The organism is Mesorhizobium sp. M0802, assembly GCF_040320115.1.
Taxonomy (GTDB): domain Bacteria; phylum Pseudomonadota; class Alphaproteobacteria; order Rhizobiales; family Rhizobiaceae; genus Mesorhizobium.
In genome coordinates this window covers 307,043-330,264 of the sequence record NZ_JAMYOY010000004.1, presented here as the reverse complement: position 1 = coordinate 330,264, position 23,222 = coordinate 307,043, and the positions used below count along the sequence as shown (strand labels likewise).

Below are 23,222 nucleotides of genomic sequence, written 5' to 3'. Positions count from 1 at the left end.
TCTTGTTGCCCCCCGGGGGGGTGGTGGGGGGGGGGTTTCCCGCCCAACCCCATAAATTTGTCCCGCCGTGGGGTAAAACAAAAATTTTTCTTTAAAAAACGGCGGGGGTGGCCCCCCGGCGGCGCCTCATTTCTTCAAGTCGTCGAGATCAGTTGCAAGCCGCGACGCTGCCGGCGGCGACGCCCGTGCAGACTTCGTCCTTCTTGATCCAGCCGGCGTCGATGACGACGTTGAGGTTGTCCTTGGTGATCGCGACGGGGGTCAGGAACAGCGACTTGACGGTGTTGCCGCCAGGCGTGGTGAAGTCCTTGGCGCCGGCAATGTCGCCCGTCTTCTTGCCATCGGCAAGCTGCGAGGCGATCTCGGCGGCGTTCTTGCCGAGTTCGCGCGCGTCCTTCCACACCGACACCGTCTGCGTGCCGAGTGCGATGCGGTTCAGGGCGGCATGGTCGCCGTCCTGGCCCGAGACCGGAACCGTTCCGGCAAGGCCCTGCGCCGTCAGCGCGGCGACAACGCCGCCGGCGGTGCCGTCATTGGCCGCAACCACGGCATCGACCTTGTTGTCATTGGCGGTCAGGAACTGTTCCATGTTCTTTTGCGCGTTGGCCGGCAGCCAGCCATCGGTATAGGCCTCGCCGACATTCTTGATCTTGCCCGAGTCGATGGCTTCCTTGAGCACTTCCATCGAGCCCGAGAACAGGAAATCGGCATTCGGATCCGAGCCAGAGCCCTTGATGAAGACATAGTTGCCCTCGGGCTTCGCCTTGAACACTTCGCGGGCCTGCATGCGGCCGACTTCCTTGTTGTCGAAGGTCAGGTAGAAGACGTCCTTGTTCTCGATCAGGCGGTCATAGCCGACGACCGGAATGCCTTCGTCCAGCGCCTTCTGCACCGCCGGGCCGATGGCCGAGGCGTCCTGCGCCAGGATGATCAGCGAGTTGGCGCCCTGCGAGATCAGGCTTTCGACGTCGGTCAGCTGCTTGCCGGGATTGGACTGCGCGTCGGCGGAAATGTACTTGTCGCCGGCAGCCTCGATCGCCGTTTTCATCGCCGCCTCGTCGGTCTTCCAGCGCTCTTCCTGGAAGTTCGACCACGACACGCCGATGACCTTGTCCTTCGCCTGCGCGACCGAGACCAGCGCCAGCGACATGGCGACGCCCGCCAGCATGGCGGCTGCAAATCTGTTCATTATAACCCTCCCTGCGCCGCGCACGGCGCGACAAAACCGGCCCGAGGGCCGGCACACAGAGGCTCCATTTTTTCGAGCCTCGAAAAAATACTGGTTCAATGATAAGGCGCTGTCAACATCGATTCTGATGGATTCTGACGGCCTTGCCGGATTTTTTCGAGCTCCGCAATAAACAATGACAGGGCTGCCGGCGTCTGCCAATATTTGGCTGGTGCCGTCGAACGCCTTCACTATCATGAGGCGCGAGGAGGCCGGGAGGAAACAAATGTCGGTTGGAATCCGCCACGACGATCTGCGCCGTCGCAACCGTGCGATGGTGATTTCAGCCGTGCGCCGGGCCGGCCAGCCGTCGCGGACCGAGATTGCGGCGACCACCGGCCTCAGCCACTCGACCATATCGGCAATCTCGTCTGATCTGATTCAAGAAGGCATCCTGATTGAAGGCAAACCTGGCGAGACCGGCGCACTGAAACGCGGCCGGCCGCAGGTCGGCCTTGGCCTCAATCCGGAAGCGGCGGCGGTGATGACCGTGGTGCTGTCGCTGAACTTCCTCTCCGTCACCGTCATCGACTATGCCGGCCAGGTGGTCGCGGAAGAACAGCGCCGGCTCGACACGCTGACCATGCCGCGCGACGAACTGATCGGCGAATGCGTAGCAATCGTCCGGCGGCGTCTCGAGGACCCGGACCTGGACGTCCAGAGCATCGCCCGCATTGCCATGGGCATCCAGGGCATCACCGATTCGCAGGCGCGGGCCATGCTGTGGTCGCCAATCACGCCACTGACCGACATTGCCTTCGCCGACATGTTGGAAGCGGAATTCGGCATTCCGGCCACCATGGAGAACGACTGCAATATGATGGCGGTGGCGCTGCAATGGCGCCAGCCCGAGCGCTACCGCGACAATTTTATCGCCATCCTCTTGTCGCACGGCATCGGCATGGGACTGGTGCTGAAAGGCGAACTGTTCACCGGCACCCATTCCTCGGGCGGCGAGTTCGGCCACATGATCCACCGTCCGGGCGGCGCGCTCTGCCGCTGCGGGCGGCGCGGCTGCGTCGAGGCCTATGCCGGAAACTACGCCATCTGGCGCAGCGCCAAAATGATGGGCGAGGATGCCGAGCCGGTCGATATCGGCGACGTTGATATGCGCGCACTCGCCGCGCGCGCCCGCGAAACCGACGGCCCGGAGCGCGAAGCCTATCGCAAGGCCGGCGAGGCGCTCGGCTTCGGCCTCGGCAGCCTGTTTGCGCTGATCGATCCGGCACCCGTCGCCATGGTCGGCGTCAGCGCCGCCGCCTTCGACTTGATCGAACCGGCATTGCGCGAAGCGATCGCCCAGACCGCCGGCGGCCAGCACTCGAAATCGATCTCCTTCGACACCGAGCCCAACGAGCTGCCGCTGATCCGCGAAGGCTGTGCCATGCGCGCGCTCGGCTTCGTCGATCAGGAGATTTTCGCGCCGGGCATTCAGGCCAAATCCGGCAAGCATGTCGCCTGAATGGCCGGCAACGGCGCGACGCGCAGCATCCTAGTCTTCCCTGATCGCGTAGCCGGCGCCGCGAATGGTACGGATGACATCCGGCATGCGGCCGTTGTTGACCGCTTTGCGTAAGCGCCCGACATGGACGTCGACGGTTCGCTCGTCGATATAGATCGTCTCGCCCCAGACATTGTCGAGCAGTTGGCTGCGCGAGAACACGCGGCCGGGATGGCGCATCATGAATTCGAGCAGCCGGAACTCGGTCGGTCCGAGCCTGATCTCGCTCTTCTTGCGGTAGACACGGTGCGACTCGCGGTCGAGCACGATGTCGCCGACCTTGAGCACGCTGGACAGCACTTCCGGCTTGGCCCGGCGCAGCAGCGCCTTCACGCGCGCCATGAACTCCGGCGTCGAGAATGGCTTGACCAGATAGTCGTCGGCGCCGGTGGACAGGCCGCGCACGCGATCGCTTTCCTCACCGCGCGCGGTCAGCATGATGATCGGCAGCCGCTCGGTTTCGGGCCGCACTCTAAGCCGCCGGCAGAGCTCGATGCCGGAGACAGCCGGCACCATCCAGTCGAGCACCAGGAGATCGGGCACGTTTTCCTGCAGGCGGATCTCGGCCTCGTCCCCGCGTGTCACCACCTCGACCTGATAGCCTTCGGATTCGAGGTTGTAGCGGAGGAGCACGCCTAGCGGCTCCTCGTCCTCCACGACCATGATGCGTGGCGCGATCATAGGCAGTTCACCCTCATCAGGCCGGCGTGGCCATCGCCGTCTCGTCCTGCTTCGGACGATTGGCGGGCAATTGCTGGCCCGTCAGCACATAATACGCATTTTCGGCGATGTTGGTGACATGATCGCCGATGCGCTCAAGATTCTTGGCGCAGAACAAGAGATGCGTGCAGGCGGTGATGTTGCGAGGGTCTTCCATCATGTAGGTCAAAAGCTCACGAAACACGGACGTGTATTTGACGTCGATGCGCTCGTCGTCATTCCTGAGTTTTGCAAGAGCTGCCGCATGGGTGGCGGCATATTCCTCGACGACGCCTTGCACCTGGATCAGCACCAGTTGCGCCATGGCATCGATGGAGTGCGAGAGGTCGCGCGGCGTGACGCTCAAGCCCACGGTGCCGACGCGTTTGGCGATGTTCTTGGCGAGATCGCCGATGCGCTCGAGGTCGCCCGCCATGCGGATCGAGCCGACCACGGCGCGCAGATCGTTGGCCATCGGCTGGCGCTTGGCGATCAGCGTGATGGCGCGGTCGTCCAGTTCGCGCTGGCGCGCATCCATGATGGCGTCGTCGGAAACGACACGCTGTGCCAGCGCATTGTCCGAATTGAGCAGCGCCCTGGTCGAGCCGCTGACCATCGAGCCGGCCAGATCGCCCATGTCGCGGATCAGCTTACTGATCTGCCCGAGCTCTTCATCGAAGGAGGCGACGGTATGTTCACCCATGATCTTGGTCCTCGTGCCTGAAAATTCACCCGCCGGACGGCTCAGCCGAAGCGGCCGGTAATGTAGTCCTGGGTGCGCTTGTCGTCGGGGTTGGTGAACATCTTGTCGGTGGCGCCCTCCTCGACGAGATAGCCGAGATGGAACATCGCCGTGCGCTGCGAGACGCGCGCCGCCTGCTGCATCGAATGGGTGACGATGACGATCGTGTAGTTCTGGCGCAGCTCGTCTATCAGCTCCTCGACACGGGCGGTGGCGATCGGATCGAGCGCCGAGCAGGGCTCGTCCATCAGGATCACCTCCGGCGACACGGCGATGGCGCGCGCGATGCACAGGCGCTGCTGCTGGCCGCCGGACAGGCCGGTGCCGGGCTCCTGCAGGCGGTCCTTGACCTCGTTCCAGATCGCCGCCTTCTTCAGGCTCTGCTCGACGATCTGGTCCATGTCGGACTTGCGCTTGGCCAGCCCATGGATGCGCGGGCCGTAGGCGACGTTCTCGTAGATGGACTTCGGGAACGGGTTGGGTTTCTGGAACACCATGCCGACGCGTGCGCGCAGTTCGACGACATCGATGTTCTTGTCGTAGATGTCGTCTTCATCGAGCGTGATCTTGCCGGTCACCCGCGCCGAATCGATGGTGTCGTTCATGCGGTTGAGGCAGCGCAAGAAGGTCGACTTGCCGCAGCCGGAGGGGCCGATCAGCGCCGTCACCTGGTTCTGGCGGACGTCGAGATTGACGTCGAACAACGCCTGCTTGTCGCCGTAGAACACGCCGACCTTGTCGCCGCGCATCTTGATGACTTCGTTCGACTTGGCGTTCATTTTGTCGCCCACTGCATTTTCAAGGGACTGTTCGGTCATGATGTTCATACCAAATTGCCTTTTTTCTACCAGCGCCGCTCGAACCGGCGCCGGAGCACGATCGCGGTGATGTTCATGGCCATGAGGAAGACGAGCAGGATGATGATGGCGCCGGACATGCGCTCGACAAAAGCGCGCTCAGCCTCGTTTGCCCACATATAGATCTGAACCGGCAGCGCGGTCGCCGGATCGAAAGGCGTCGTCGGATAATCGGCGACGAAAGCGACCATGCCGATCAAGAGCAGCGGTGCTGTCTCGCCGAGCGCACGCGCCAGGCCGATGATGGTGCCGGTAAGGATGCCTGGGGCGGCAAGCGGCAGGATGTGATGGAACACCATCTGCATCTTGGAGGCGCCGAGACCTAGGGCCGCCGAGCGGATCGACGGCGGCACCGCGGCGAGGGCGGCGCGCGTGGCGATGATTATGGTCGGCAATGTCATCAAGGTCAGCACCAGGCCGCCGACGAAGGAAGCCGAGCGCGGCATGCCGAGGAAGTTGATGAACACGGCAAGGCCAAGCAGACCGAAGACGATCGACGGCACCGCCGCGAGATTGTTGATGTTGACTTCGATCAGGTCCGTAAAGCGGTTCTTCTTGGCGAATTCCTCGAGATAGATCGAGGCGGCGACGCCGATCGGCAGCGCCAGCAACAGCACGATCACCATCATGTAGAACGAGCCGATGATGGCCACGCCCATGCCCGACGTTTCGGGCCGGCTGGAGGCGCCATAGGTGAACAGGCCGGTGTTGAAATGCTCGGCCATCACGCCGTCGGCTTTAAGCTTGTTCATCCAGTCGATCTGCTGGTTGGACACCTTGCGGCGCGCTTCATCGACGCCGAGGTCGATCTGACCCTTGAAGGCCGAGTCGAGGTTCGCGGCAGCCAGGATGTCGACGTCACGCGTCCTGCCGATCACCGACGGATCGGCGGAGACGATGTCGCGCAGCTGGACGCGGGCGCCTTCCGACAGGAAGCCCTTGAGCTTCAGCATCATCGGCCTGTCGGCCGGATCGATGCCGAGCTTGGCCACCAGCGCGTTTTCGGCGAGCTTGGGATAGTTCGCCTTGATCAGCACGGTAGGGTCGGTGGCGCGCTTGCCGGAGGGATCGATCACCTTCTCGTCGAAGGTGACCGGCAGCGTCACCGTCGTCTGCCAGAAGGCGGTGTAGCCTTTCGAGACGATGGTGATCAGCATGATGGCCAGGAACGCCAGGCCCACCGAGATCGCAATCACGCCATAGATGCGGAACCGGCGTTCGGCGGCATAGCGCGCCTTCAGCCCGATGTCGCGGCGCGGACGCGCGACGGCACCCGCCATCGTGTCCAGGGGGATGTCGGTCATTCGTACTGCTCCCGGTACTTGCGCACGATGTAGAGGGCGACGATGTTCATCACCAGCGTCAGCGCGAACAGCGTCAGGCCGAGCGCGAAGGCGACCAGCGTCTGCGGCGAGTTGAACTCGAGATCGCCGGTCAGCTGGTTGACAATCTTGACGGTGATGGTCGTCATCGCCTCGAACGGATTGGCCGTCAGATTGGCGGCGACGCCCGCCGCCAGCACGACGATCATCGTCTCGCCGATGGCGCGCGACGCCGTCAACAGGATGGCGCCGACGATGCCGGGCAGTGCCGCCGGCAGGATCACCCGCTTGATCGTCTCGGAGCGCGTGGCACCGAGGCCGAGCGAGCCGTCACGCATTGCGCGCGGCACCGCGGTGATGATGTCGTCGGACAAAGAGGACACGACCGGGATCAGCATGACGCCCATCACCAGGCCGGCGGTGAAGATGCTCTGGCCCTGGATGAAGGGCGAGCCGCCGGTGAGTGCCGCCGACAGGTCGCGCAAGAACGGTCCGAGCGTGACCACGGCGAAGATGCCGTAGACGATGGTCGGGATGCCGGCCAGCAGTTCAAGCGCGGGCTTGACCACCGACCGGACGCTGCGCGAGGCGTATTCGGACATGTAGACCGCCGACATCAGCCCGACCGGCACTGCGACCAGAAGCGCGACGGCGGCGATGTAGAGCGTGCCGGCGAGTAGCGGGATCAGGCCGAACTGACCCTGGCTGCCGCCGGAACCGGCGGCGGCGAAACGCGGATCCCACACCGTGCCGAAGAAGAAGCTCATCGGCGATACGCTTTCGAAGAAGGTGATCGTCTGGAACAGCATCGACAGCACGATGCCGACCGTGGTCAGGATGGCGATGGTCGAGGCCGCAAGCAGCCCCCACAGCATCAACTTCTCGACATTGTTGCGCGCCCTGGCGCGCGGCGCGATCTGCCTCAGCGCATCGAAGGCGCCGGCGATCGACAGAGCGAAGGTCAGCACGGCGCCGAACAGGCCGAGCCGGTCCTGGACCTGGTTCGCCTCGACCGCGATCGGGATCATATAGTCCTGGGTGTCGCTGGCCAGTGCCACGCCCTTGGCGGCGAGCAGCGGCTGCAATTCGGCGAAAGTAGCGGGAAGTGCGGTATCGCCATCGAGCCGACGCAGGCCCTTGGCCAGGCTCTTCACCAGGCTGGCGTCGAGCGCTTCGCTGGCGACCTTTGTGTCGGCGGTGCGCTCGGGCAAAGCGGCATGGATATGCCGGTCGAGATAGAAGGAAGAGCCGATATCCCAGACGGCGAGCAAAAGGACGGCAGGCAGGACCGCGAGCAGAAAGGCCCACCAGCCATGATAATGCGCGCGCGAATGCGGCTTGACCTTGCCGGTATCCAGCGCCGCGGCGCGCTGGCGGCCGACCACAAAAGCGACCCCGCCTATGGCAATGACTATGGCGAGTACGAGCAAGGACGACATAACCCACCCCAGGGAAAATTCAGATCGCCGCCGCCGTTGCGGCAAGCGGCGAAATCAGGGCGCGGATTTGGTCCGCGCCCTGATCCGGTCGGTCGATTACATTGTCTTTCCGGCGGCGAAGGCGTCGCGCTGGCCCTGACGTTCGGCGTCGGGAGCGGAAACCAGGCCGTACTGGGCGAGCGGGCTTTCCGGGCCGATCATCTGGTCATCAAGGAAGAACTCGACATATTCCTTGAGGCCGGGAACGACGCCCAGATGCGCCTTCTTGACGTAGAAGAACAACGGCCGCGACACGGGGTACGTGCCATCGGCGATGGTCTGCGTCGAAGGCACGATGCCTTCCACGGTGGCGACCTTCAGCTTGTCGGCATTGTTCTCGTAGAAGGCGAGGCCGAACACGCCAACGCCGGTCTTGTTGGAGTCGATGCGGGCCAGCGTCTCGGTGTAGTCGCCATCGATGTCGACAGCCTTGCCGTCCTTGCGGATGGCGATGCAGGTCTTGCCGATTTCCTTGTCGTCGGCGATGCCGGCAGCCTTCAAAGCGGCCTTGTCGCAGCCGGCGTCGAGCAGCTTGGTCTCGAACACTTCACGGGTGCCGTGCTTCTCACCCGGGATATAAGCGGCGATATCCCAGTCGGGCAGCTTCGGATTCACCTGGTTCCACTTGGTGTTCGGGTTGTCGACCAGCTTGCCGTCGACCACCAGCTTGGCGGCGAGCGCCTTGTAGATGTCGGCGGGAACCAGCGCCCAGTCCGGACCCTTGATGTCGGTGGCAAAGACGATGCCGTCATAGCCGATGCGGACTTCCTGGACGTCCTTGACGCCGGCGTCGGCGCAGGACTTCAGCTCGTCCTTCTTGATCGGGCGCGAGGAGTTGGCGATGTCGATCGTGTCTTCGCCGACGCCCTTGCAGAACTCCTTGATGCCGGCGCCGCTGCCGCCGGACTCGACCACCGGGGTCTTGAAGTTGGTGAAGGTTTCGCCGAACTGCTCGGCGACGATCTTGGCGTAAGGCAGCACGGTCGACGAACCGGCGACCTGGATCTGGTCACGCGCAGCGGCGACACCGGACGATGCGGCGAACGCTACCGCCACGGCCGATGCCGTAACGAGGAATTTCTTCATGTGGCCTGCTCCTGTTCGGAAGATGGTCTCTTGGCGCCCTCTTCAAACCGGCGCCCGCTGAGGCCAATAGCCTTCGATTATTACAGTCGCATGACAGTTTCGTGTCAGCCCGGTAACGTCGCACAGACGTCTTGTGGGCCGCCCCCTTTAAGCCGGTTTGTGGGAATGGAAGTTGCCGCTGGAATCAGACGCTTGCGCGATCCGTGCTGGCATCAAGTCCCGGCACACCGCAGGCCGCGATGCCGAGAAAGAAAAACCGGACGGGAGCGCGTTGCCCGTGGCCAGAGCGAATCTTGGCCGAGCCATCGCCAAAAACAGGTCCGTTGGGGTAGATTCGACGCTGTTTCTTGTCGGCGGTCGCTTGCTCCCGCCCGTAACTGAATGAGCGGTTTCGTTGCGACCATTGTCCTGACTGGGCGCCAGCTTTGATATGGTGCGATCGCACCATATCCTTGGCTGTTGCGGCGCGGCCGAATCCCGGCCGGCGCCGCAGGTTGCTATCCAGCGTCTCGTTGGGCTTCGCTTGATATGCCGACCCAGCGCTCGACCTTTTCGAGCAGCGCCCTGGGGCTGATCGGCTTGGGCAAATAGTCATCCATGCCGGCTTCCAGGCAGCGCTCACGGTCGCCCTTCAAAGCATGCGCGGTGACGCCGACGATCGGGATATGCATACCCGTATGTTCTTCAAGCCGGCGAATTGCGGCGGTGGCCTCGAGCCCATTCATCTCCGGCATCGAGACGTCCATCAGGATCATACGCGGATTGAGCCTGCCGAAGGCGTCGAGCGCCTTGCGGCCGTTGCCGACAATTTCGAAACTATAACCGGTCTCGCCGATTATCTGGGTGAACACCATCTGGTTCACCTCATTGTCCTCGGCAACGAGGATGTCGAGCCGGCTTTCATCCCCGGCGGCCCGGGCGCGGGCGCGAACCGGCGGCGGTTGCAGCAAGGCGCGTTCCGATGCAGCGAGCGGCGGCTTTGCCGGTGACGGTCCGTTCCTGTCGTTGCCGGACCCGCTGCTTGCCGCCGGGAGCACGCGGCTCCCCGTGATATTGTGATGGTGGCGCTGGATGGTAGCGACCAGCGTTTCCAGAAGCACCGAGGAACGCGCCGGCTTGATCAGCTGGGCGTCGATGCCGAGATCGCGATAGCTGGTGTTGGCGAGCGACTGGTCGACCGAAGTCAGCATGATGATCGGCGTGTCGGCCAGCCCTGCGGTGCTGCGCACGACGCGCGCCATTTCGGCGCCGCTCATCCCCGGCATCTGATAATCGAGCACGACGCAGTCGACCGGCACGCCGTAGGCAGCCGCGGCGACCAGCACCTTGAGCCCTTCGGGTCCGCTTTCGGCGGCGCAGGAATCGAAGGTCCATGACGCCATCTGCTCGCTCAGGATCGATCGGTTGACGGCATTGTCGTCGACGATCAGCACCCGTGAGCCGGTCACGTCGACCGGCATGATCCGCCGTCCGGTCCGTTCCTCGGCCCTGGGCAATGTCACGGTGAACCAGAAGGTCGAGCCCTTGCCTTCGGCGCTCTCGACACCGATCTCGCCGCCCATCAACTCGACCAGCCGCGAGGTGATGGCGAGCCCGAGCCCTGTGCCTTCGTGGCGTCTGGTCGACGAGGTGTCGGCCTGACTGAATTTTTCGAAGACGAGCTTCAGTTTCTGCTGCGGAATGCCGATGCCGGTATCGGTGACCGAAACGGTCAGCTTTGTCCCCGTCGGCCCCCTTTGTCCCGTCACGTCGACCAGCACGTGGCCTTCGTCGGTAAACTTCACCGCGTTGCCGACCAGATTGGTGACGATCTGCCTGATGCGACCGACATCGCCGACGAACAGGCTTCCCAGGCCCGGCTCGACGCGCACGATGAGCTCGAGGTCCTTCTCCTTGGCGCGGGTCGATATCAGCGTCGCCACATCCTCGATCGCTTCGGGCAGGTTGAAGGGCGCAGGGTCGAGCACCAGCTGTCCGGCATCGATCTTGGAGAAGTCCAGTATGTCGTTGATGATGGTCAAGAGCGCGTTACCCGATTTGACGATGATGTCGGTGAACGTCTTCTGCTTGGGATCGAGGTCGGATTTGGCCAGCAACTCGGCCATGCCGAGTACGCCGTTCATCGGCGTGCGGATTTCGTGGCTCATATTGGCCAGGAATTCCGACTTGGCGCGGTCGGCCAACACGGCGCGCTGCCGCGCCTCGCGCAGTTCGGCCTCGCGCAGCTTCAGTTCGGTGATGTCGGTGGTCGACCCAATCAGATAGAGCGAACCGTCGGACGCGATCATCGCGCCCTTGCGGGCGAACTGGTGGCGCACGCTGCCGTCGGCAAGCGTCACCGTTTCCTCGATCTCCTGTGTATCGCCTGTGCGCAGCACGGCGAGATCGCTGTTGACGAAGGCTTCGCCGTCCTCGCCGAAAATCTCGATGTCCGTCTTGCCGATCGCGTCTTCCCTGCGGAGGCCGGTGAGGTCGCACCAGCCCTTGTTGACGTAGAACTGCCTGAGGTCGGAGCGCTTGGCGTAGATCGACACCGGCACGTTGTCGATGAGATTGCGGAACACCTCGTTCTCGCGCATGCTCTCTTCCAGCGCCTGCTCGCGCGCCTTGACGTCGGTGATGTCGGTGCTGGAGCCGACAAGGTGCACCGACCCATCGAGCGCCACCAGCCGGCTCTTGCGCGTCATCAATTGCCGCACCGTGCCGTCGCGATGGGTAACGGGCTCCTCGATCTCGCGGCCGCGCCCGGTGACGACGACCTCGGTGTCGTCATGGGTGTAGGTTTCGGCGTCGTCGATGCCGAAAAGCTGGAGATCGGTCCGGCCGATGACCTCCTCCTTGGGGATGCCGGTCAGCGCGCACCAGGCTTTGTTGACGAATTCCATGCTCAGATCCTGCGCCTTGATGAAGGCGGCGACCGGCAGTTCGTCCATGACGTGGCGGAACAGGTCGATCTGGCGCATGCTTTCCTGCAGCGCCTTTTCGCGGCTCTTGATCTCCGAGATGTCGACGCGCACGCCGATAAAGGTGCCGTCCTCGGTGCGCATATCGTAGACCTGATACCAGCGGCCGTCCGCATTGAGGCGCTCATAGGACGAGTTGGGCAGGCGATAGCGGGCGAGGATGGCATTGAGCCAGACATCGAGGTCGCCTTCATAGAGCCTGTCGATTTCTGGATCGCCGCTCGATCGGAAATAGCCGACCGAATGTCCAAGTTCCAGGGCCGCGCGGAAGCTGCGGCCAGGCTGCCATGCCGGTTTCAGCTCCGGCAGCGTGTCCTGCAGCTTGCGGTTTGCAAAGACGAACTTGTCGTCGCGGTCATAGATGATGACGGCCGCCGGCAGCGACTCCAGCACCGTGGTGAGGTTCTTGCGGGCGTCTTCGGCTTCGGTCTCGCGGCGCTTCATGTCGGAGATGTCGAACAGGAAACCGGCGACATAGTTGCGGCCGCTGGGCATGCCGACGCGGTTCTTGCGCACGATGCGCGAGCGGCTGGCGCCCTCGGCGTCGAAAGTCTCCTCGACCTCGTAGGGCGTGCCGGTCGCCAGCACGGCGCGTTCGCTGTCTTCGAACTGCGCGGCGTCCTTTTGCTTGAGGAAGTCGCCGCCGGGCCTGCCCAGCATCGCTTGCGGGCTCTGTCCGAACAGTGCCGAAAACGCCTCATTGACGAAGACGAAACGCAGATTGTCGTCCTTGACGAAGATCGGGTCCTTGACGCCGTTGATCACCGCCTCGGCCAGCCGCGATTTCTCCAGCGCATGGGCGAGTTCAGCCTCGCGATCCTTCATGTTGGTGACGTCGACATAGGAGATCAGCCTTTTGCCGCCGGCGAGCGGCGCCAGCGATGCAATCAGCGTACGGCCGTCATTGCGTGGCAGTTGCCTGGAGCCCACCAGGCCGGCCGAGATTTCTGCTTCGCGCTCGGCGATGTGGTCCTGCCATTCCGCATCGTCAGCACCGTACGGGTCCATATCGCGGCTGGCCTGCATCAGTTCGCGGAAGCCGCAGCCGATCCTGGCGCGTCGGGGATCGATTTCCCAGAAATCATAGAAGGCGCGGTTGATCACCTCCGCCCGCATGTCCGCATCAAGGACGAGCACGCCGATCGGCATCTGGTCGACCATCGTGCGAAGATTGGCGAAGGTCTCCGTGATTTTGGCGTTGGCACTCTCGATCTCTGCGTCGCGACGCTTGAGCTCGGAGACGTCGTAGTAGGTCAACAGCCGCTTGCCGCCGGACAATGCCGTCACCGAGAACATCATCGTCCTGCCGTTGGCATGGAGAAATTCGCGTGGCGCAACCGAGCCGGCGCTGATCTCCTCGATGCGGGTGGCTAGGTAGTGCTGCCACTGCTGTTCATCGAGATCGCCGTAGATGCCGTTGCGGCGGTTGAGTTCCATCAACAGACTGAACGGCGCGCCGACAGTGACGGCGCCATCGGGAATCCTGGAGAGCTCGCGATAGGCCTTGTTGACGATGAGTGTGCCGAGCTTTTCGTCAAGCAGCACGACGCCCATATGCATGGCATCCATCGTCCGCTCGAGATCGGCGAGGTGCTGCGTGGCCTCCCCGGCCGGCGGATCGCTCTCGTCCTGCCGCAGTTCGTCCAGCGCACCGGCCAGTGCCGTGACGTTGCGGCCGATGCCGCGATAGCCGATGAATTCGCCTTCGCCGTCGAACCGCGGGGAACCGGTGATCGAAACCCAGCGGCAGCCGGGACGGCCGCCCTTCAACTCATAAACAAAGTCGCGAAACGGCCGATGCGCCTGCAGATCCTCCAGATGCGCGGCGGCGTGTCGATTGCCGTGCACCATCTGCTTGAGGAAATCGAAGCGGAAACGGCCAAGAATGCTGGCGGGATCGATGCCGGTGGCGGCCTGGTAGTTCTCCGAAAGCCAGGAAAAGCGCAGCTCGGCGTCGGTCTCCCAGACCCAGTCGGCGCCGGCCTCGACCAGTTCGCGCAGCGCTTCGGGCGAACCCCCGACGGACGTATCCTCGCCGTTCACCACCCCTTTTCGGGAACCGCGTCCGCCGCGTGTTCCAACAGTCCCGTCAGCCATCCCGTTCCCACCCCGAAAGCCAAGGCCGAACCCCCTCAGCGGTTCGCCGGCGGAATTTGCCCGAGAAGCATTAATGATCCGCTAACCATAACCAATCCAGACTGCGGCCAGAGCCACATTGCCCTGCGGTATTCCGCCGGTTGTCGGCGGAACCCCGGCCGGGCTATAAGTCGGCGGGGGTGTTGCTGATGACGGGTTGGATCGTGCCTTGTTTCCTGTGCCTGGCGCTGCTTGCGGGCAGCGGCTGCGCACGCAGCTATGACGGCACGGTGGTGATCCCGAAGCCGCTCGATATCAGGCGGGTCTGGGATCGCGATCCGTCGCAGACTGAGGCCAGCCGGATGCAGGCGGCAGCCGGTGTGTTTCCGACGCCGCCGCCGCAGGAGCCCTACCGGCCCGCGGCACGCAGGCACACAACACAAATAGCCGCGCCAAGGCGGCACGTCAGGTCCAGCCCTCCCAGCATGGCTTCCGAACCGGCCAATCCGCTCACCTGCAAGAATGTCAGCGAACCCGGCAAACGCTACAGGATGGTTTGCGAATAGCTGGTACTAGAGCAATTCCAGGAAAAGTGTGAAACGGTTTTCCGTCCGGAATTGCGTAAAACAAAGACATAGAGCGGTTCGCCGTTTCGGTGAAACGGTGAAACGCTCTAGGCGCAGGTTACTCCGCCGGGAAGAAAGCCGGCCCGACCACCCTGACCGGCCGCGAGCCGGCCAATGGCTCGACCGACTGTCGCTGGGCGGCGCCCCTGGCCTCTGCAGCGTCTGCGCCAGGCTGGGGAATTTGCGCCACGGTGCCAAGATCCGGCTTCGCTGACGGCAAAGGAATGATCGCGTTGGCCATATTGGCTGGCGTCACCGTGCGCGCTCTCAGCTCGGCAACGCGCTGGTGATAGCGCTTGAGGTCGCAGGCCCTGAAGTTCGCATCATTGCGATATTTGAAGGCCGTCGGCAGGTCCTTGTAGGATGTGCGCGTATCGAGCGCGACCATCTCTTCGGTTTCAAGGCTTGGGTCACTGAGCATGTACAGGTCGACGCCGGCATCGTCGCAGATGTAGCGGCACTGATCGACCATCTCCTTGACATCGCCGCCTTGCAAGAACTGCGATTTCGGCGCCGGGAAGAAATAGCCGTCGGAGAGACGAACGCAAAACAGCATCGAATTGCTGCCGATCATGGCGCCAGCCGGACGCTGTCTTTGTTGCCCGGCGGCGGGCCTGCAGCCGAGCGCGACGAGCCTGGCCTGCAGTCCGGACGCATCCCGGCGCGAAATCGCGGCGCCGGCGATCTGGCGTTGCACCTGTGTGCGGCTTTTGGCGAGGTCGGCGCAAGCATTGAAGAAGCCCCCCACCGCACTTTGCGCCGTGCACCGGCGTTGCCTCTCCAGCCCCTGGATCGCCGTGGCGACGTAGCTGCGCAAGCTCGAAGCTGATCCCGCCGCTGCGGCCGGACGGTGCCAGCTGGCTCCTGAGCGCGGCGCATGGATCGGCAAGGGAAGCCGAAATGCCGAGGACGCTTGCCGCTACCGACACCAGTGCAAAGGTCACGACAAGCCACAAACGCATCATCGGCGACACCTGGTTCCTTGTACCCCTGTGGAGCCGATCGCCGCTCCAGCCGATTGAGCCTCAATGCGGGAGGTAAGTCTAATTCAAGAGACGCCAGCAACCGCCAGGTATTTTATGCCGAGTGTATTATGCCGGTTCCTGTAAATTCGCTATTACACTTTTGTTTCAAGATGAGACGAAGCCAGGCTCGGGCGAGCCAGGGCCGCCCGCAATCATCGATCCCGCGTTATCGGGCCCTTGCGGATGAAACCTTTCTCCGGTGTCTCGCGTTGTGTCGGGCAAAGGAGACGAAGATGTCTATTCACTTCACTGTCTCTGGCCTGACCAGGAACCTGTTCCACTCGCTGGGGCTGGACCACGAGCGGGCGCCGAGAGCGCTCGATCCCGAACAGAGCCTGCTGCTGGAATGCTATCTGGCCGGACAGATTCCGGAATCCGCCTGGGCCGACTACGTCTTCGAGACGCCGGAACTGCAGCGGCATGTCGATATCAGACGCCCGCACAACTGATCAGAGCAATTCAGCAAAAGTGTGAGCCGTTTTTCCGGGAAAAGCGCGTAGGGCTTTCCCTTGGGAATTGCGTCAAGACAACGAGAGAGCGGGTCGCCGTTTCTGTGAAACGGTGAAACGCTCGCCCGCTCGCCTACTGCTTGGGCGAAGCGAATTGCACGGTGAAGACATTGCCCGCGACGCCTTGCGCCAGCGTCGGCGAGAAGCTCAACGGCAAGCACTTTTGCAGGGCAGTGGTTGCGGCGTCGACGAATGATTTCCTGGTATCCGCATCGCCATCGACCTTGATCGCCGTCGGCCGCGGCGGACCGATCAGCGTGCCGTCGCGCTTGAAGCTGAAGCTCAAGGTGACGCTGGCATTTCCAACACCCGCCGGCGGCGTCCAGCACGCCTGGATGGCATCGCCGACCTCCGCCATCGTGTCGAGCGGCGCGGCATTGCACGGGTAGCCTCCGACCAACACAACACCGGCAATCGCAAACACTCTCGCTACGCCCTTCATCGCAAAGCTCCTCGTGTGTCGTCCGCCGACCATGATGGTAGGGTCGAAGCAGACGATGGCAATATGCCTGATGTCGGACTTTACAGCATGAGACGTGCCTGATGGCGCATCGGCGAAAAGCAAAAGGCCGGCATTGCGCCGACCTTTCCCTTCACCCTTGCGCCAGTACATCCGTGGTCGCGCGGTGCCTTCAATAGACAGCGTTCTGGTTAATGAATCCTTAGCTTTACGCGCTGGCCTGCGACTTCACATAGGCGATGTAGCCGCGCACGTCGCCGGCCGGCTCGGCATAGGCCTTGCCGAGTTTCTTCTCCATCGCCGCGACATACTCCTTGGCCCATTTTGGCAGCGCATAGTCGATGACGGCCAGGAACTCCAGCGTCGATGCCAGGCGTATGTCGGCGATCGACGGGTGCTTGCCGCCGATGAACGGCTTGCCGTCCCTGAAGAAGGAGTGAAACACCTCCAGCGGCTCGGCAATCGCCGCCATGGCGGCCTTCTGCGCCTCGGACTTCTTCTCCGGATGAGCGTCGCTATGGCCGACCTCGCCGGCATAGTGCGGGAAACCCAGCGCCGGATAGGTGGCGCGCGCCACATACGGGTAGAGCGTGCCGATCAGGTAGAACATGGCGCTGTCGACCATCGCCCGCTTGGCCGGTGCCTTGGGATAGAATTTCTCCAGCCCGTGCTTGTTGGCGAGATACTGCATGATGGCACAGCTCTCCCACAGCACGCCGCGCGGCAGCCCCTTGTCCTCGATCATCGGCGTCAGATGCGCCGGATTGCGCGCCATATATTCGGGCGAGCGCGTGTGGCCCCAGGCGTCGGTCTCGGCGGCGTCGAACCCGGCCGCACGGGCAAACACCCGGACGGTCATGTTGTTGACGCTCGGCTTCAGCATCGAGAGCTTCAGCGCCGGTTTTTTCGCCGCCTTGACCTTCGGCGCGGATTTCTTGGCAGCCGGCTTTGTCGCGGCTTTCGCGGCCGGCTTCGCGGCTGCCTTCGGCGCGGCCTTTACGGCCGCCTTTGCGGCCGGCTTCGCTGCCGCTTTTGCTGCTGGCTTGGCCGCTGGTTTGCCAGCGCTCTTAACTGTCTTTGCCATTATGGTCCTCCCCTTTTGCTGGCCGTCAGTATGGATTCTTCGGCGTCCGGTCGTCCGACAAGGTCGCGCGCGACCGTTCGACCAGCGTCTGGATCGCGTCGGCAAGGTGCACTTCGGCGATGTTGTAGTCGCCGCGCGCAACGCGCAGCTTGTGCGCCTGCATCAGCACATCGGCGTGGGTGAAGCCGGCCGGCGGCTCAAAGCGATAGGACGCCAGCTCGATCAAGAGGCCGAGCGGATCCTCGAAATAGATCGAATCCATGAAGCCGCGATCCTTGACGCCGCTGTGCTTGATGGCGCGCTCGTCGAGCCGGGCGACCGCCTGCAGGAAGGTCACGCGCGACACCGAGAACGCAATATGATGGACGCAGCCCGGTTCGGTGGGCGTGCGCCGCTTGACCGGCGTGCGGCTCTCGTCGGTGAAGACGGTGATCAGCCTGCCGTCGCCGGGATCGAAATAAAGATGGCTTTCGCTTGGCTTGTCGAGGTTGGGCTGCTCGAAAATGAACGGCATGCCGAGCACGCCTTCCCAGAAATCGATCGAGGTCCGGCGGCCGGCGCCGACGAGCGTGATGTGATGGACGCCCTGCGACTGCAATTTCTGCATCGGTGTCCTCCTCCCCGACCCTCGCCTATGTTCTCCGGCGTCTTGCGCGCCGCAAAGAGCCCTTTGGCTAGGCTTCGTACAATGATGCTAGTGCAATTGGCAGCGCCGCGCCAGAAGCTCGCGGAGACTGCCGGCGCTGGATGGTGAAAGAGGCTTAAGGTTGCATGACCTGAGGCTACGCAACGGCTCTGAGTTCGGCCTCCGCCAGCGTGCCCAGGCCCGCGCATTCGGCGCATGCCATGGTCTGCCCGGGACAGCCGGCCCGATGCGTACCTTGCGGGCAGCAATGCCCTTTCGACTCACGCCATTTCAAGCAATCGAAAACCTGCCCGCTGCCGTGACAGCACGGGCATATCATTTTTGCCGAATTCATGCCTGCTATGCCAAACCAAATCCGCGTTGCCGCAGATGCTATCCCCGCACCGCAAGTAACAGAGATCGCTACGCTTTCAAGCGTCGCGGCCTGACTTAAATTGGGTGTATTCGGGTGCGCGGACTTGCCGAATTTCGCTGATGCCGCCGACCCTCGCGGTCACACGCGATCCGCGCGGCTGCTGCCCGAAATTTTCGATGATGCGGAAGGAAAGTCGTTGTTTGGTACGCCCAAGGGGAATCGAACCCCTGTTCCCGCCGTGAGAGGGCGGTGTCCTGACCGCTAGACGATGGGCGCGTTCAAGAACCGGCGATATAGGCTGACGGTTTGGAAAAAGCAACTGGGCTTCGAACCGCCGGACCGCTTCTGTGCGATCTCGGTTTGCGGACTTAGCGTTTCGGCTCGATCAGGTCCCACAGATTGCCGTAGAGATCGGCGAAAACCGCCACGGTGCCGTACGGCTCATGGCGTGGCGTTTCATGGAAATCGACGCCGTTTTCCAGCATCGTCGCATGGTCCCTGGCAAAATCGTCGGTTTCGAGAAACAAAACCACGCGGCCGCCGGTCTGGTCGCCGACGCGGCTTTTCTGCACATCGTCCAACGCTTCCGCCAGAAGCAGCCGGGGGCCTTGCCCGGCCGACGGCGTTACCGTCACCCAGCGCTTGCCGTCACCGAGATCGATGTTGTCGCAGAGCGCAAAGCCAAGCTTGCCGACATACCAGGCAATCGCCTCGTCATAATCGGCGACGACGAGCGTAACGGTTGCTATGCGGCGATGGTCGGCAAACCCGGTCATTGTTTCGGCCCGCTCATTTGTTGCGGATGGCGAAGCGGCCGATGATACGGCGCTCGGCGATGTCGTAGACGAAGATGGTGCGGCTGCCGTCGCTGAGCTCGGCGTCGATCGAAATGCGATTGCCCGACAGAGCCTGGCTGATCACCTTGGCTCCGACCGGGAGCACTATGTCGGCCGCGAGCGGCTCGCCGGGCGGAACTGGAATGTCGTTGGCGAGCGGCGGGTTCGCGGGCGGCGCTTTGCGCGATTTGTAGACAATGGCCGCGATCACCACCATAAGGGCCAGCAAAAGCAGGCCGAGATTGATGGCCATGAAACGGATGAGCCTGCCGCGCACCTTTTCGATCTCGGGATCGAGCGGCTTTTCTTGTTCATCGGCAACGGGCCGGGCCATGGCAGAACTTCCGGAACTTTTTTCGATGAGCGCTCATAGCGAAGAGACCCCTGAATTGATAGAGGCTGGACAATTCATAGAGGCGGCGCCGACCGTGCTCGAAGCCGGCGCGGAAGCGGCCGGCCAGCGCCTCGACCAATGGCTGGCGAGCGCCCTCGGGCCTGACATGTCGCGCAGCCGGGTGCAGATGCTGATCCGGCAAGGTGCCGTTTCGATCGACGGCAAGCCGGTCGACGAGACCAAGCGCAAGATGAGTGCCGGCGAGCGCGTATCGGTCGTCATGCCCGAGCCCGAACCGGCCGAACCGCAAGGCGAGCCCATCGCGCTCGACGTGCTTCATGAGGACGACGAGCTGATCGTCATCAACAAGCCGGCCGGCCTCGTCGTCCATCCCGGCGCCGGCAACTGGACCGGCACGCTGGTCAATGCCCTGATCCACCACTGCGGCGACAGCCTTTCAGGCATTGGCGGCGTCAGGCGGCCGGGCATCGTCCATCGGCTGGACAAGGAAACCAGCGGCGTCATGGTGGTGGCCAAGACCGACCGCGCCCACAAGGCGCTGTCGGAGGCCTTTGCCGACCACGGCCGCACCGGCGACCTCGAACGTGCTTATTTGGCGCTGGTCTGGGGAATCCCGTCGCGGCCGACCGGAACGGTCGACGCGCCGCTTGGCCGTGCCGCCGACCGCGTGCGCCGCGCCGTCGTGCCGGAAGGCCGTGACGATGCCCGCCACGCCGTGACCCATTTCACCGTCAAGGAGCGTTTCGCCGAGGGCCAGCAGGCGTTCGCCACCGCCAGCCTGGTCGAATGCCGGCTGGAAACCGGCCGCACCCACCAGATCCGCGTTCACATGGCTCATATCGGCCATCCCGTCATCGGTGACCCCGATTACGGCCAAGCCTTCCGCACCAAGGCCAACCGGCTGCCCGAACTGCTGAAGGGTCAGGTCAAGGCATTTTCCAGGCAAGCTTTGCATGCCTGGCTTCTTGCATTTCGGCACCCGGCTACCCATTTATCGATGAGGTTCGAGGCGCCGATACCGGGGGACATGGAGGAACTCGTCGGCGGCTTCCGCAAACTCTGAACCCGAGCAATTCCAGGAAAAGTGTGAAACGGTTTTCCGTCCGGAATTGCGTCTAAACAAGCCAGCTAAAACCTGAGCGGCATTGTTCACTTCAGCGTGACACACTGTTTCGTGTTGAACAAATGCCTGTCTTTTCTGGTTTTGTTCCTATATAAATCAGTTGCCGCGGGCGAGCCTTTTGGTGCTCGCGTCACATGCCCGCCGCGTTTCGGGGGCATCACTCCAATAGAGAGGGGGCGCAATCATGGCCCAGTCACTACCCAGTATTGTTTCCGGCGAAGGCGGCCTCAGCCGCTACCTGGAAGAAATCCGCCGCTTTCCGATGCTTCAGCCGCAGGAAGAGTACATGCTCGCCAAGCGCTACGCCGAGCATGAAGACACCAGCGCTGCGCACAAGCTCGTCACCAGCCATCTTCGGCTCGTCGCCAAGATCGCCATGGGCTATCGCGGCTACGGCCTGCCGATCGGCGAAGTGATCTCGGAAGGCAATGTCGGCCTGATGCAGGCCGTCAAGAAATTCGAACCCGAGCGTGGCTTCCGCCTCGCGACCTACGCCATGTGGTGGATCAAGGCCTCGATCCAGGAGTACATCCTGCGCTCGTGGAGCCTGGTCAAGATGGGCACGACCGCCAATCAAAAGCGCCTGTTCTTCAACCTGCGCAAGGTGAAGGGCAAGATCCAGGCGCTGGACGATGGCGACCTCAAGCCCGACCAGATCACCGAGATCGCCACCCGGCTGAACGTGTCGGAAGCCGAAGTCGTGTCGATGAACCGCCGCCTGTCGGGCGACGCGTCGCTGAACGCGCCGATCCGCGCCAGCGAAGGTGAATCCGGCGAATGGCAGGACTGGCTGGTCGATGACCACGAAAGCCAGGAAGACATGCTGATCGAGCAGGACGAGCTGGAAAACCGCCGCGGCATGCTGTCGGGCGCTCTGGCCGTGCTCAACGATCGTGAGCGGCGCATCTTCGAGGCCCGCCGCCTCGCCGAGGAGCCGCTGACGCTGGAAGAACTGTCGTCCGAGTTCGACATCAGCCGCGAGCGCGTGCGCCAGATCGAGGTGCGCGCCTTCGAGAAGGTGCAGGACGCGGTCAAGGCCGCCGCCAAGCGCCAGATGCAGGCCCTGCGCACGATCGAGGCGCAGCCGGCGGCGTAAAGCCGGGTTCGGCTAAGGAACAGAAGGCGGCGTCGGGAAACCGGCGCCGCCTTTTTTTATGTCTTACGCTTACGCTGGCGATTGGCGAAAGCATTCTTGACATCCAATCTCCCCCCTTGCGGGGGAGATCGGCAGCTTCGCCAACTGCCCTCTCAAAGCCCATCAAGCGGAAACTTCAGATACCGCCTTCCATTGGCCTCCGGTTCCGGCAGCCGTCCACCATTCATGTTGACCTGCAGCGCATGCAGGATCAGCCGCGGCATCGGCAGTGTCTTGTCGCGCGCTTCGCGCAAGTCGACGAACTCGGCTTCGCTGCGCGCCGCAACGAGGTGGATATTCTTTGCCCTCTGCTCGGCGACCGTGCTCTCCCAGCACGGCTCGCGGCCGCCGGCCTGATAGTCGTGGCCGACAAACACCCGCGCTTCGTCCGGCAGCGCCAGAATGCCCTGGATCGAATGCCACAGCCGCGCGGCACTGCCGCCGGGAAAGTCCGTCCTTGCCGAGCCGCTGTCGGGCATGAACAGCGTGTCGTGGACGAAGGCTGCGTCGCCGATGACATAGGTGATCGAGGCGAGCGTGTGGCCGGGCGAGAACAGCACCTTGACCGGCAGGTTGCCGATCATGAACGTTTCGCCTTCCCCAAACAGCCGGTCCCACTGCGAGCCGTCTGCGGGGAAATCCGGCCAGTTGTAGATCGCCTTCCACAGCGCCTGGACTTCGACGATCCTGTCGCCGATCGCCGTCGGCGCGCCGGTCTTTTCCCGGAGATAGTGCGCCGCCGAGAAATGATCGGCATGCGGATGGGTGTCCAGGATCCACTCGAGCTCCAGCCCGTTTTCGCGGATAAAATCCAGCAAGGCGTCGGCATTCTTCGTCGCCGTCGCGCCGGATTTTTCGTCGAAATCGAGGATCGGGTCGATGACGGCGCAGCGTCTCGTCACCGGGTCGGTGACGACATACTGGATGGCGCCGGTCGGCTTGTCGTAGAAGCCGGCGACCTCAGGTTTGGCCGAAGCGATGTCCAATGTCCGGCCCCCCTGCCCCTTGCCCGACAGGAACCGTTTTCTCCGTCGGGTTGAACAAGAGCATGGTCATCTGGCAAAGCGCGCCGGTCAAGCACGCCTTGCCACAAATAGGACTGAAGCCCCAAATAGC

At 63.1% G+C, this 23,222-nt stretch carries 20 protein-coding genes and 1 tRNA gene; 5 read left to right on the top strand and 16 right to left on the bottom strand.

Features of this window, described 5'->3' with window-relative positions; all coding sequences use genetic code 11:
* Positions 1 to 148: 148 nt before the first annotated feature.
* A complete protein-coding gene (gene xylF, locus NKI10_RS09715) occupies positions 149 to 1,189 on the bottom strand; it encodes a D-xylose ABC transporter substrate-binding protein (RefSeq protein ID WP_023670106.1) in 1,041 nt (346 codons plus the stop codon).
* Between the two features lie 265 nt (positions 1,190 to 1,454).
* Between xylF and NKI10_RS09710 the strand changes: the two genes are divergently transcribed.
* Positions 1,455 to 2,690 (top strand): ROK family protein, encoded by a 1,236-nt coding sequence (locus NKI10_RS09710; protein ID WP_352859661.1) that lies wholly within the window; start codon positions 1,455 to 1,457, stop codon positions 2,688 to 2,690.
* A 30-nt stretch (positions 2,691 to 2,720) separates the two neighbouring features.
* On the opposite strand, the gene phoB is transcribed toward NKI10_RS09710, so the two are convergent.
* The 7 genes from phoB to NKI10_RS09675 all read right to left on the bottom strand — a co-directional run bounded on the left by phoB (position 2,721) and on the right by NKI10_RS09675 (position 13,973).
* Positions 2,721 to 3,410 carry a phosphate regulon transcriptional regulator PhoB gene (gene phoB / locus NKI10_RS09705; RefSeq protein ID WP_023822590.1) on the bottom strand — a complete coding sequence of 230 codons (690 nt, stop codon included), beginning with the start codon at positions 3,408 to 3,410 and terminating at the stop codon, positions 2,721 to 2,723.
* Positions 3,411 to 3,426: 16 nt separating this feature from the next.
* Positions 3,427 to 4,131, bottom strand: coding sequence for a phosphate signaling complex protein PhoU (gene phoU, locus NKI10_RS09700; protein ID WP_352859659.1), 705 nt, complete (start codon positions 4,129 to 4,131; stop codon positions 3,427 to 3,429).
* A 41-nt stretch (positions 4,132 to 4,172) separates the two neighbouring features.
* On the bottom strand, positions 4,173 to 4,997 hold the full coding sequence (pstB, locus tag NKI10_RS09695) for a phosphate ABC transporter ATP-binding protein PstB (RefSeq protein WP_352656901.1): 825 nt from the start codon (positions 4,995 to 4,997) through the stop codon (positions 4,173 to 4,175).
* 17 nt (positions 4,998 to 5,014) lie between these two features.
* Complete coding sequence (gene pstA / locus NKI10_RS09690) at positions 5,015 to 6,331, bottom strand: phosphate ABC transporter permease PstA (RefSeq protein WP_352859657.1); 1,317 nt, start codon at positions 6,329 to 6,331, stop codon at positions 5,015 to 5,017.
* Positions 6,328 to 7,788 (bottom strand): phosphate ABC transporter permease subunit PstC, encoded by a 1,461-nt coding sequence (pstC, locus tag NKI10_RS09685; protein ID WP_352859655.1) that lies wholly within the window; start codon positions 7,786 to 7,788, stop codon positions 6,328 to 6,330. The genes pstA and pstC overlap by 4 nt, the downstream gene beginning before the upstream one ends.
* A gap of 96 nt (positions 7,789 to 7,884) precedes the next feature.
* On the bottom strand, positions 7,885 to 8,913 hold the full coding sequence (locus NKI10_RS09680) for a substrate-binding domain-containing protein (RefSeq protein ID WP_023670113.1): 1,029 nt from the start codon (positions 8,911 to 8,913) through the stop codon (positions 7,885 to 7,887).
* A gap of 497 nt (positions 8,914 to 9,410) precedes the next feature.
* Positions 9,411 to 13,973 (bottom strand): PAS domain-containing protein, encoded by a 4,563-nt coding sequence (locus NKI10_RS09675; protein WP_196814123.1) that lies wholly within the window; start codon positions 13,971 to 13,973, stop codon positions 9,411 to 9,413.
* Between the two features lie 188 nt (positions 13,974 to 14,161).
* Here NKI10_RS09675 and NKI10_RS09670 point away from each other — a divergent pair, with 188 nt between their 5' ends.
* Complete coding sequence (locus NKI10_RS09670) at positions 14,162 to 14,518, top strand: hypothetical protein (RefSeq protein WP_023693676.1); 357 nt, start codon at positions 14,162 to 14,164, stop codon at positions 14,516 to 14,518.
* 118 nt (positions 14,519 to 14,636) lie between these two features.
* Here the strand turns inward: NKI10_RS09670 and NKI10_RS09665 are convergent, their stop codons facing one another.
* A complete protein-coding gene (locus NKI10_RS09665; protein ID WP_352859653.1) occupies positions 14,637 to 15,395 on the bottom strand; it encodes a DUF2865 domain-containing protein in 759 nt (252 codons plus the stop codon).
* Positions 15,396 to 15,836: 441 nt separating this feature from the next.
* Between NKI10_RS09665 and NKI10_RS09660 the strand changes: the two genes are divergently transcribed.
* Entirely contained in the window at positions 15,837 to 16,052 is a 216-nt protein-coding gene (locus NKI10_RS09660; protein ID WP_023690098.1) for a hypothetical protein, read from the top strand.
* A 133-nt stretch (positions 16,053 to 16,185) separates the two neighbouring features.
* Here NKI10_RS09660 and tolA read toward each other — a convergent pair whose 3' ends face one another.
* The 6 genes from tolA to NKI10_RS09630 all read right to left on the bottom strand — a co-directional run bounded on the left by tolA (position 16,186) and on the right by NKI10_RS09630 (position 19,827).
* The gene (gene tolA / locus NKI10_RS09655; protein WP_023690097.1) at positions 16,186 to 16,554 is read right to left on the bottom strand and encodes a cell envelope integrity protein TolA; all 369 of its coding nucleotides are present in this window, start codon (positions 16,552 to 16,554) and stop codon (positions 16,186 to 16,188) included.
* Positions 16,555 to 16,780: 226 nt separating this feature from the next.
* Entirely contained in the window at positions 16,781 to 17,656 is an 876-nt protein-coding gene (locus tag NKI10_RS09650; protein WP_023670119.1) for a glutathione S-transferase family protein, read from the bottom strand.
* 25 nt (positions 17,657 to 17,681) lie between these two features.
* Positions 17,682 to 18,263 carry a VOC family protein gene (locus NKI10_RS09645; RefSeq protein ID WP_023670120.1) on the bottom strand — a complete coding sequence of 194 codons (582 nt, stop codon included), beginning with the start codon at positions 18,261 to 18,263 and terminating at the stop codon, positions 17,682 to 17,684.
* Between the two features lie 595 nt (positions 18,264 to 18,858).
* A tRNA-Glu gene (locus NKI10_RS09640) sits at positions 18,859 to 18,933 on the bottom strand.
* 92 nt (positions 18,934 to 19,025) lie between these two features.
* On the bottom strand, positions 19,026 to 19,433 hold the full coding sequence (locus NKI10_RS09635) for a VOC family protein (RefSeq protein WP_023693672.1): 408 nt from the start codon (positions 19,431 to 19,433) through the stop codon (positions 19,026 to 19,028).
* A gap of 13 nt (positions 19,434 to 19,446) precedes the next feature.
* Positions 19,447 to 19,827 (bottom strand): fimbrial protein, encoded by a 381-nt coding sequence (locus tag NKI10_RS09630; protein ID WP_352859650.1) that lies wholly within the window; start codon positions 19,825 to 19,827, stop codon positions 19,447 to 19,449.
* 25 nt (positions 19,828 to 19,852) lie between these two features.
* Here NKI10_RS09630 and NKI10_RS09625 point away from each other — a divergent pair, with 25 nt between their 5' ends.
* Entirely contained in the window at positions 19,853 to 20,911 is a 1,059-nt protein-coding gene (locus NKI10_RS09625) for an RluA family pseudouridine synthase (RefSeq protein WP_352859648.1), read from the top strand.
* Positions 20,912 to 21,155: 244 nt separating this feature from the next.
* Positions 21,156 to 22,067, top strand: a complete 912-nt coding sequence (gene rpoH / locus NKI10_RS09620; RefSeq protein ID WP_023670124.1) for an RNA polymerase sigma factor RpoH — start codon at positions 21,156 to 21,158, stop codon at positions 22,065 to 22,067.
* Between the two features lie 152 nt (positions 22,068 to 22,219).
* Here the strand turns inward: rpoH and NKI10_RS09615 are convergent, their stop codons facing one another.
* Complete coding sequence (locus NKI10_RS09615; protein WP_352859646.1) at positions 22,220 to 23,092, bottom strand: MBL fold metallo-hydrolase; 873 nt, start codon at positions 23,090 to 23,092, stop codon at positions 22,220 to 22,222.
* Between the last annotated feature and the right edge of the window lie 130 nt (positions 23,093 to 23,222).